Here is an 8,956-nt window from a genome sequence, read left to right on the forward strand (position 1 = left end):
TGGTGAGACCCCGATTCTGGTTTCGGGGGCCCACGGACACATCGCGGGAAGGCGGGAGAATTCGCTCCCCCGATCGGGGGAGGCCGCCGGTGGGCCGCCCGGTCATACTTGCCTGGCCATGTTCAGAGGAATCCGGCCGCTGCTGCGCGGCTCCACGTATTCGGGTGCGCTGTTCGCCTATTGCGGCGCGTTGGCGAGCCTTCCGTTGCTGCCCTTCGCAGCACTACCGGCGATGGCGTGGCCATCCGCTTCCGTGGGAGTGCAGTTCGCTCTGACCGTGCTGGTCTGGTCCGTACTGATCGGTGTGATCGGGCTGGCTCGAACCACGCGGCGGGTGCTGATCGCTTGCGCCCGGCGGATGCTGGGGGTGCCGTTGCCGGATCCCGTGGGCCGGCGTCGGCGTGCGGGCTCACCCGGTGACGGGGCGGCTTCTTCCCCGACATCGGGCGCCGACCGCCTGCGGACCCCGCTCTGGCTGCTGTCGCATGTGGCGCTGGGGTGGGCGGGGGCGCAGCTGAGCGTCCTGCTGTTCATCGCGGGCCTACTCCTTCCCGGCGGTTGGGCCGGCGCCGAGGCCGGGGTGAGTGTGAACGGCTGGTCGCTGCGGGCGGAGAGCGGCTGGCAGAGCTGGGCAGCGGCGCTCTGCTGCCTGCTGCTGGCGGCGGCTCTGTGCCTGGCGGTGACGTACGCCCTGCGGTGGCTGGCGCCCAGGCTCCTTGGCCCGTCGTCGGCCGAGCGGCTCGCGCTGGCGGCCGAGCGGGAGCGGGCACTGGCCGAACGCAACCGGCTGGCCCACGAGTTGCACGACTCGATCGGGCACACGCTGACGGCCGCCACGATCCAGGCAGCGGTGGCGGGCGAGGTGCTCGGTGTCGACCCGGTGGCGGCGCGGGCCGCGCTGCGCAGCATCGAGGAGTCGACCCGGGCCGCCCTTGAGGACCTGGACTATGTGCTGGGCATGCTGCGCGAGGAGAAGGCGGGGACGGCGCCGGCGCGCACCCTGGCCGACCTGCCCGAGCTGCTCGACCGGCTGCGGCACGCGGGCGCGGTGGTGGAGCCCGAGCTGTCGGGCGACTACGCGCAGGTGCGGGGGACGCTCTCCCGGGCGGCGTACCGGATCCTGCAGGAAGGGCTGACGAACGCGCTGCGGCACGGAGCGGGCGGTCCGATCCAGGTCAAGGTGGCGGCCGCGCCGGACTCGCTGGAGCTCGACGTGGTCAACCGGACCGGAGCCGGGAGCGGAATGAGCCCGGGTGCCTTCCCGACGTCCGGGCACGGCCTGCCCGGCCTGGCCGAGCGCGTGCGGCTCCTGCACGGCGAAATCGAGGCAGGTCCGGACGGACCGGAGCACTGGCGGCTCGCGGTCCGGCTGCCGGTACGCTTGCCCGCATGATCGGCTCACAAGCGGGCGCAGCGGTCACGACCGGCGCCGACGCGAGCGCAGCCGTCAGCACGGACACTGCCGACGCGAGCCCAGCCGTCACCACTGACACCGCCGGCGCCACCAGCCGCACCACCCTCCTGATCGCGGACGACGACGAGGTGACCCGCAGCGGTCTGCGCACGCTGCTCGCCATGCAGCCCGGGATCGCCGTCGTCGGGGAGGCCGTCGACGGCATCGAAGCAGTCGAGCGGGCACGGCAGTTGCGGCCGGACGTGGTCCTGATGGACGTACGGATGCCGCGCCGCAACGGCATAGAGGCCACCCGGCAGCTCCTCGCCGGGCCGGCCGACCCGCCGAAGGTCGTGGTGATCACCACCTTCGAGAACGACGACTACGTCACCGCCGCACTCACCGCCGGGGCCAGCGGCTTCGTACTCAAGCGGCTCCCCGTCCCCAAGATCGCGGAGGCGGTGCGGGTGGTCGCGGCGGGCGAGGCGATCCTCTTCCCGGCAGCCCTGCGCCAGATGGTCACGGCCCGCCCACTTGGATCCGCCGAAGCGCTGCCCCAGGCGGCGCTGACGGGCCGGGAGGAGGAGGTGCTGCGCCTGATGGCCACCGGCCGGTCCAACCCGGACATCGCTCAGTCGTGCAGGGTGAGCCTGGAGACGGTGAAGACGCACGTCGGGAACGTGCTGACCAAACTCGGCGCGCAGAACCGGACCCACGCGGTGGTGATCGCGTACGAAACCGGCCTGGTCGTGCCCGGGGTCACGGACTGACGCAACGTCAGGTGGTCTGACCAGGCTGCTCGTGCCGCTGGACCGGCTTCCCGGACGGTCCACGCCTGGGGCCCCCTCCCGACCTGCCGCCGGCGGCAGCTCCCGGCGACACAGCGGCGCAGCGGGACGCGACGATGTCAGCCTTGGACGTCATCCGGATTAACGAAGGCGGCAAGTATCTCCGTCGCCTTGTCGGTCAGTTCACCGCCCGCCTTGCCTGCGACGGTGGTCAAGTAGCCCTCTCGCCGCGCTCGCTTGAGATGGTCCTTCACCGTCTCGGGGCGGCGATCGATGAGGCGGGCCAGCCAAGGAACAGGGGCAGGAGCGCCCATGTCGGCCATGGTCTTGTAGGTCGCGGCCAGCATGGCCAGGTACGGCTCTGACACACCTTCATCGGCCAGTAGTAGGCCCGCCGCTTCTCCAGCTTGCTCCACCTTCGCCGTTACCTCCTTCATGCCCTGTTGAAGTTCGGGTGCCTGCTCCGCCAGCTTCATGGCCGCCGCCATGTCGAGCCGCCGTAGCACGGTCGTGGAGATTCCACGTGCCACGTCACGAGTGGCGGCACCTTCCGCCGCCTCAACAGTGATCCGCTGCGGCCCTCCGGTGATCGGTCCGGTCGGCCACCACATGCGGATCACCCAGGCCCCTTGCCCCTGGGTGATCTCGAACCCGCTCTCATTCGCTTCCACGGTTCCGAACGGACGACCGGCTCGACGCCGGGGCCGTGCGTCATCGACAGGAGGGGACTGCTTCAGTGGCAAGGGCATGGGTCGCGCGGTCTAAGGACGACCCGAAGAAGTGGACGACGTTCTGGTACGACCCAGACGGCAAGCAGCGACAGAAGACCTTCGGTACCAAGACGCGAGCCGACGACCACCGCAAGCGCAAGGAACAGGAACTCGACGCCGGGACCTACCTGGACGACCGGCTGGGCAAGCAGCCCGTGACAGCCGTGTGGGAGCAGTGGACGAATCAAAGGAAGTTGGAGAACAGCACCAAGAAGCAGTACCGGTCCATCCAGACGACGACCCTTGAACCGTTCTTCAAGGCCCGTTCCATCGTCTCCGTGAAGGTCGCTGACGTTGAACAGTGGCTCTTGTGGATGGAGCAGGACCGGAAGCTGTCCGCTCGCACACGGCGACAGCGGTTCTCGTTCTTCTCCGGGATGATGGACTGGGCTGTCGTCAACGAGATGATCGGCCGGAACCCGTGCAAGAAGGTCAAGGGCGCGGGCAGCCGCGCCAAGGAGATCCGGGAGCACAAGAGCACCGCTCGGCGACTCAAGACGCGGGAAGTCCTGGCGGTGCTCGATGCCGCTCCTCCGCGATACCGCGCGATGCTGTGGCTCATGGCCGGGTGCGGCCTGCGGCTGGGCGAGGCCATGGCGACATCCCGCGATCAGATCGACTTCAAAGCCGAGACGCTCCGGGTCGACTTCCAGATTGCGGAGGACGGCGACACGGAGTCGGGCAAGAACAGCGCCATCCAGCGTCGGCACATCAAGGCTCGGGACGAAGGCGAGCCAGGGCGTACCGTTCCCCTCCCGCCGAACGTCGCCTTCGAGCTTCGGCGACACATCAAGAACCACGGCGTATGGGGGCCGGAACGACTCCTCTTCCCCAACGTGACGCGGACCGGGTACCTCTACGCGTCGTACTTCTACCCGAAGATCTGGATGGAGGCTCTGGGCAAGGGCCAGGTGAAGTACTGCAAGGCTCACTCACTCCGGCACTACTACGGGTCGCGGCTGTTGTACGCCGGAGTCCCCGAGAACGACGTGGCCGACTGGATGGGCCACAGCAGCACGGACGTACTCAGGGAGCACTACCACTACATCTTCGAAGGGGCTGAGCAGCGCGGCCGGGCCGCCATCGCGACGATGCTGACGCCCGGCGCGGACGATCCCACGGAGGCGTCAGAGGTCGCCTGATCGACGTACGGCAACAGCCCCCGGCGTGCTGCCGGGGGCTGTGTTGTTTGTGCAGGTCAGCGGCCGTTTCTCGTTCGGCATCCGCCCAGGATTCCCCCAGCATGACGCCCTAGAACGGTCCCGATCGGGCCGCAGCGGACAGAAGGGCACAGCGGTCCTCTCGGACCCTCGAAACAGCCTGTGACCTGCAAAAACCCTGCTAGGGAAGGTTCCTGGCCATCACGATCCGCTGCACTTGATTCGTGCCCTCATAAATCTGCGTGATCTTGGCGTCGCGCATCATGCGCTCGACCGGGTAGTCACGGGTGTAGCCGTAGCCGCCGAGCAGCTGGACGGCGTCCGTGGTGACCTCCATCGCCACGTCCGAGGCGAAGCACTTGGCGGCCGCGCCCTGGAAGGTGAGGTCGCTGTCGCCGCGCTGGGACTTGGCGGCGGCCGCGTACGTCAGCTGGCGGGCGGCCTCGATCTTCATGGCCATGTCGGCGAGCATGAACTGCACGCCCTGGAAGTCGCCGATCGGCTTGCCGAACTGCTTGCGCTCCTGGACGTAGCCCTTGGCGTAGTCGAGGGCGCCCTGGGCGATGCCGAGTGCCTGGGCCGCGATGGTGATGCGGGTGTGGTCCAGGGTCTTCATCGCGGTGGCGAAGCCGGTGCCCTCCTCGCCGATCATGCGGTCGGCGGGGATGCGGACGTTGTCGAGGTAGACCTCGCGGGTCGGGGAGCCCTTGATGCCGAGCTTCTTCTCCGGGGCGCCGAAGGAGACACCCTCGTCGCCCTTCTCGACCACGAAGGCGGAGATGCCGCGCGAGCGCTTCTCGGGGTCCGTCACGGCCATCACCGTGTAGTACTCGGAGACGCCCGCGTTGGTGATCCAGCGCTTCACGCCGTTGAGCACCCAGAAGTCGCCGTCGCGTACGGCCTTGGTCTTCATGCCCGCCGCGTCCGAACCGGCGTCCGGCTCGGACAGGCAGTACGAGAACATGCCCTCGCCCTTGGCGAGCGGGCCCATGTACTTCTTCTTCAGCTCCTCGGAGCCGGAGAGGATCACCGGGAGCGAGCCGAGCTTGTTCACGGCCGGGATCAGGGAGGAGGAGGCGCAGACGCGGGCCACTTCCTCGATCACGATGACCGTGGCGAGCGCGTCGGCGCCGGCGCCGCCGTACTCCTCCGGTACGTGCACCGCGTGCAGGTCGTTCGCCGTGAGGGCGTCGAGCGCCTCCTGCGGGAAGCGGGCCTCCTCGTCCACCTCGGCGGCGAACGGGGCGATCTTCGCCTCGGCGAGCGAGCGGACGGCGTCCCGGAGCATGTCGTGCTCTTCAGCCGGGCGGTACAGGTCGAAGTCGGTCGAACCCGCCAAGTCTCTCACTCCCAAAGGTGCTAACTACCGTTAAGTAACCAAGATTTTAGAGGCCCGGAGGCCAGGTCGCCTATGTAACTGGCGCGTGACCTTCACGACAGCGGCCACCGTGGCCCCGTACGGCCCCGGAAACGCTCGGGACAGCCCCGGATATGCTCGGGCGCGCAGTCCGCGCCCGCACCTCTTTGGAGCTCCCACATGGCCCTCAAGATCACCGTGATCGGTACCGGCTATCTCGGTGCCACGCATGCCGCGGCCATGGCGGAGCTGGGCTTCGACGTGCTGGGGCTCGACGTGGTGCCCGAGAAGATCGCGATGCTCGCCTCGGGGAAGGTCCCGATGTACGAGCCCGGTCTCGAAGAGCTGCTCGGGCGGCATGTCGCCGGGCTGCCCGGGTCCAGCGGCCGACTGCGCTTCACCACCTCCTGGGAGGAAGTCGGGGAGTTCGGTGACGTCCACTTCGTCTGTGTGAACACGCCGCAGAAGCACGGCGAGTACGCCTGCGACATGAGTTACGTCGATGCCGCCTTCGCCTCGCTCGCGCCGTGCTTGAAGCGGCCCGCGCTGGTGGTCGGCAAGTCGACCGTGCCGGTCGGGTCCGCCGCCCGGCTGGCCGCGGTGCTGCGCGAGAACGCCCCGGCCGGGGACGGTGCCGAGCTGGCCTGGAACCCGGAGTTCCTGCGCGAGGGCTTCGCTGTACAGGACACCCTGCACCCGGACCGGATCGTGGTCGGCGTGGAGAGTGAGCGGGCTGAGAAGCTGCTGCGCGAGGTGTACGCGACGCCGCTCGGGGAGGGCTCGCCGTTCGTGGTGACCGACTTCCCGACGGCGGAGTTGGTGAAGACCTCCGCGAACTCGTTCCTCGCGACGAAGATCTCCTTCATCAACGCCATGGCCGAGGTGTGCGAGGCCGCGGACGGCGACGTGGTGAAGCTCGCCGAGGCGATCGGGCACGACGAGCGGATCGGCAAGAAGTTCCTGCGGGCCGGGATCGGCTTCGGCGGCGGCTGCCTGCCCAAGGACATCCGGGCCTTCATGGCACGCGCCGGTGAGCTGGGCGCCGACCAGGCGCTGACCTTCCTGCGCGAGGTCGACTCGATCAACATGCGGCGCCGCGGCCACATGGTGGAGCTGGCCCGCGAGGCCGTGGGCGGCGGGTCCTTCCTGGGCAAGCGGGTCGCGGTGCTCGGTGCCACCTTCAAGCCGGACTCGGACGACGTACGCGACTCGCCCGCGCTGAACGTCGCCGGGCAGATCCACCTCCAGGGCGGCCAGGTCACGGTCTACGACCCCAAGGGCATGGACAACGCCCGCCGCCTCTTCCCGACCCTGGGGTACGCGCCGACGGCGACGGACGCCGTCCGGGGCGCGGATGTGGTGCTGCACCTCACGGAGTGGCGCGAGTTCCGCGAGCTGGACCCGGTCGCGCTGGGGTCGGTCGTCTCGGAGCGGGTGCTCCTGGACGGCCGCAACGCACTGGACCCGACGCGCTGGCGCGAGGCGGGCTGGACGTACCGCGCGATGGGCCGCCCGGCCGCCTGAGGCTGGCGGCCGACGGGCTGACGGGCTGGCTGACGCGGCGGCGCCTCGTCGCCGTCCAGCCTCTGTCGAGCGTCCCACCGAGCCGCATGAGCCGCTACCCGTCCGACGTGCCGTGCCGGGCCCGGTACGCGCGCATCTTCGCGCGCGAGCCGCAGGACGCCATCGAGCACCAGCGGCCGCGGCCCGCGGGGCTGCGGTCGTAGTACGCCCAGTGGCAGTCGGGCGCCTCGCAGGCCTTCAGCCGCGGCCAGCTGCCGTCCGCCGTGCCCGCGGCGATCGCCGCCGCGACGCGGGAGACGAGGATCGACGGCTCGGCGGGGCGCAGTACGGCCGAGCCGTCCGCCGCGTCCACGGTCACCAGCAGCGGGGCCTGGGCCAGCAGGTCGGTCAGCGGGGGTGTGGGCCGGTGCGGCGGGTGGCCCGCGTGGGCGAGGCAGGCGGCGCGCAGGGCCTCGCGCAGTTCGCGGGCGGCAGCCAGCTCCCGCTCGGCGATCCCGTACGGGGCCCGGCCCTCGGCGGAGTCCAGGGCGTCGGCACCCGTCTCGATGTTCAGGGTGTTCACCAGGTCCTGGACGAGCGCGAGGTCTCCGGGGGCGGGCGCTCGGTCATTCATGCTTGCGATGTTACTGGCTATGCGGGAGCATGCAGTAACCGTTACCGGTTCAGCGTGAATGCCGGTAACTCACTTCGACGAGGAGGCCGTCATGGCTGTCGCCAAGCTGGGTGCCGTCGTACTCGACTGTCCCGATCCGCATGCGCTCGCCGGGTTCTACGCCGCGATCCTGGGCGGCACGATCGCGGACGGCGACGAGGGCTGGGTCGACCTCACGGGGTACGAGGGCACTCCCCTCGCCTTCCAGGAGGCCCCCGGCCACGTACCACCGAAGTGGCCCGCGCCCGACGCCTCCCAGCAGTTCCACATCGACCTCACCGTCGACGACATGGACGCGGCGGAGGAGCAGGTACTCGCGCTCGGCGCGACGGTGCTGGACGCCGACGACCGGTCGCGCGGCTGGCGGGTCTACGCGGACCCGGCCGGGCACCCGTTCTGCCTCTGCGCGGCCTGACCGGGGCGCAGCGCGGGTCAGCCGTCGAGGCGGTCGCGGACGCGGGTCAGCCGTCGAGGCGGTCCAGCGTCGCCGTCGACGGCGGGCGGCGCTGCCGTGCGGCACGGGCCGTGAAGTCCGTGTCGCGCAGCACCCGTTGGACGTTGCCCCAGGTGAGCAGGGCCAGGTCGGACTCTGGCCAGCCGCGGTCGATGAGCTCGGCGATCAGCATCGGGTAGCGGGAGACGTCCGCCATCCCCTCGGGCACCGGGCCGTCCGTGTCGTACGTGCCCGAAAGGCCCACGCAGTCGGGGCCCGCGACCCGCCGCACATGGTCCAGGTGGTCCGCGACGTCCCGCAGCGCGGGGCCGGTCTGCGCCGCGGCGCAGGGCACCAGGCACAGGCCCTTGACGGCGGACAGCTCGGCGAGCACCTCGTCCGCCACGTTGTCCGGGTGGTCGGTGAGCGCGCGGGCGCCGGAGCGCGAGAAGATCACCGGGGCCTTGCTCAGCGCCAGCGTCCTGCGCGCCGTGGGCACGGAGCTGCCGGTGAGGTCGGCGAGCACACCGATCCGGTTCATCTCCCGTACGACCTCCTCACCGAAGCGGGACAGGCCGTCCTCGCCCGCCCAGCGGGTGCCGCACAGCGTGAGGCTGCGCACGCCGAGCGCGTACAGCGCCCGCAGGACGCCCAGCGAGTCGCCCAGCGCGCTGGCGTCGGCCGGGCCGAGCAGGCAGGCGATACGGCCGTGCGAGCGGGAGTCGGTGGTCTCCGACGCGGAGCGGGCGAGCCACAGGCCGTCGGGGTGGGCGCGGGCGACGCCCTCGACGAGGTCGATCAGCTCCAGTGTGGTGGGGGGCGCGCGGGCGGCCCCGGCGGCCGGCACCCGCCGCCCCCCGAACAAGGCGCCGACCCCGC

General features: G+C 70.5%; 9 protein-coding genes. 5 read left to right on the plus strand and 4 right to left on the minus strand.

Going from position 1 to position 8,956, the window contains the following annotated elements:
- The first annotated feature begins 118 nt into the window (after positions 1-118).
- Both U9R90_RS32015 and U9R90_RS32020 read left to right on the plus strand, forming a co-directional pair.
- Positions 119-1,393, plus strand: a complete 1,275-nt coding sequence (locus U9R90_RS32015; RefSeq protein ID WP_411060513.1) for a sensor histidine kinase — start codon at positions 119-121, stop codon at positions 1,391-1,393.
- Positions 1,390-2,163, plus strand: coding sequence for a response regulator transcription factor (locus U9R90_RS32020; RefSeq protein ID WP_411060514.1), 774 nt, complete (start codon positions 1,390-1,392; stop codon positions 2,161-2,163). Before U9R90_RS32015 ends, U9R90_RS32020 begins: the two co-directional genes overlap by 4 nt.
- A 137-nt stretch (positions 2,164-2,300) precedes the next feature.
- Here the strand turns inward: U9R90_RS32020 and U9R90_RS32025 are convergent, their stop codons facing one another.
- Positions 2,301-2,852, minus strand: a complete 552-nt coding sequence (locus U9R90_RS32025) for a hypothetical protein (protein ID WP_411060515.1) — start codon at positions 2,850-2,852, stop codon at positions 2,301-2,303.
- A gap of 65 nt (positions 2,853-2,917) precedes the next feature.
- On the opposite strand from U9R90_RS32025, the gene U9R90_RS32030 reads away from it, so the two are divergent.
- Positions 2,918-4,093 (plus strand): tyrosine-type recombinase/integrase, encoded by a 1,176-nt coding sequence (locus U9R90_RS32030; protein ID WP_411060516.1) that lies wholly within the window; start codon positions 2,918-2,920, stop codon positions 4,091-4,093.
- Between the two features lie 199 nt (positions 4,094-4,292).
- Here U9R90_RS32030 and U9R90_RS32035 read toward each other — a convergent pair whose 3' ends face one another.
- On the minus strand, positions 4,293-5,450 hold the full coding sequence (locus tag U9R90_RS32035) for an acyl-CoA dehydrogenase (protein ID WP_411060518.1): 1,158 nt from the start codon (positions 5,448-5,450) through the stop codon (positions 4,293-4,295).
- Between the two features lie 198 nt (positions 5,451-5,648).
- On the opposite strand from U9R90_RS32035, the gene U9R90_RS32040 reads away from it, so the two are divergent.
- Positions 5,649-6,992, plus strand: a complete 1,344-nt coding sequence (locus tag U9R90_RS32040) for a UDP-glucose dehydrogenase family protein (RefSeq protein WP_411060519.1) — start codon at positions 5,649-5,651, stop codon at positions 6,990-6,992.
- Positions 6,993-7,086: 94 nt separating this feature from the next.
- Here the strand turns inward: U9R90_RS32040 and U9R90_RS32045 are convergent, their stop codons facing one another.
- The gene (locus tag U9R90_RS32045; protein WP_411060520.1) at positions 7,087-7,605 is read right to left on the minus strand and encodes a CGNR zinc finger domain-containing protein; all 519 of its coding nucleotides are present in this window, start codon (positions 7,603-7,605) and stop codon (positions 7,087-7,089) included.
- Between the two features lie 91 nt (positions 7,606-7,696).
- Here U9R90_RS32045 and U9R90_RS32050 point away from each other — a divergent pair, with 91 nt between their 5' ends.
- On the plus strand, positions 7,697-8,059 hold the full coding sequence (locus tag U9R90_RS32050; RefSeq protein ID WP_411060521.1) for a VOC family protein: 363 nt from the start codon (positions 7,697-7,699) through the stop codon (positions 8,057-8,059).
- A gap of 46 nt (positions 8,060-8,105) precedes the next feature.
- On the opposite strand, the gene U9R90_RS32055 is transcribed toward U9R90_RS32050, so the two are convergent.
- Positions 8,106-8,956: membrane dipeptidase (locus U9R90_RS32055; RefSeq protein WP_411060522.1), on the minus strand; the 851-nt coding region annotated here is incomplete at its 5' end.

This window comes from Streptomyces sp. E11-3, from assembly GCF_046540415.1.
Classification (GTDB): domain Bacteria; phylum Actinomycetota; class Actinomycetes; order Streptomycetales; family Streptomycetaceae; genus Streptomyces.

Bases quoted from the DNA above. Each gene is read 5' to 3' on its own strand.
- U9R90_RS32045 (WP_411060520.1), bottom strand. From the start codon at position 7,605: ATGAATGACCGAGCGCCCGCCCCCGGAGACCTCGCGCTCGTCCAGGAC.
- U9R90_RS32050 (WP_411060521.1), top strand. From the start codon at position 7,697: ATGGCTGTCGCCAAGCTGGGTGCCGTCGTACTCGACTGTCCCGATCCG.
- U9R90_RS32015 (WP_411060513.1), top strand. From the start codon at position 119: ATGTTCAGAGGAATCCGGCCGCTGCTGCGCGGCTCCACGTATTCGGGT.
- U9R90_RS32020 (WP_411060514.1), top strand. From the start codon at position 1,390: ATGATCGGCTCACAAGCGGGCGCAGCGGTCACGACCGGCGCCGACGCG.
- U9R90_RS32040 (WP_411060519.1), top strand. From the start codon at position 5,649: ATGGCCCTCAAGATCACCGTGATCGGTACCGGCTATCTCGGTGCCACG.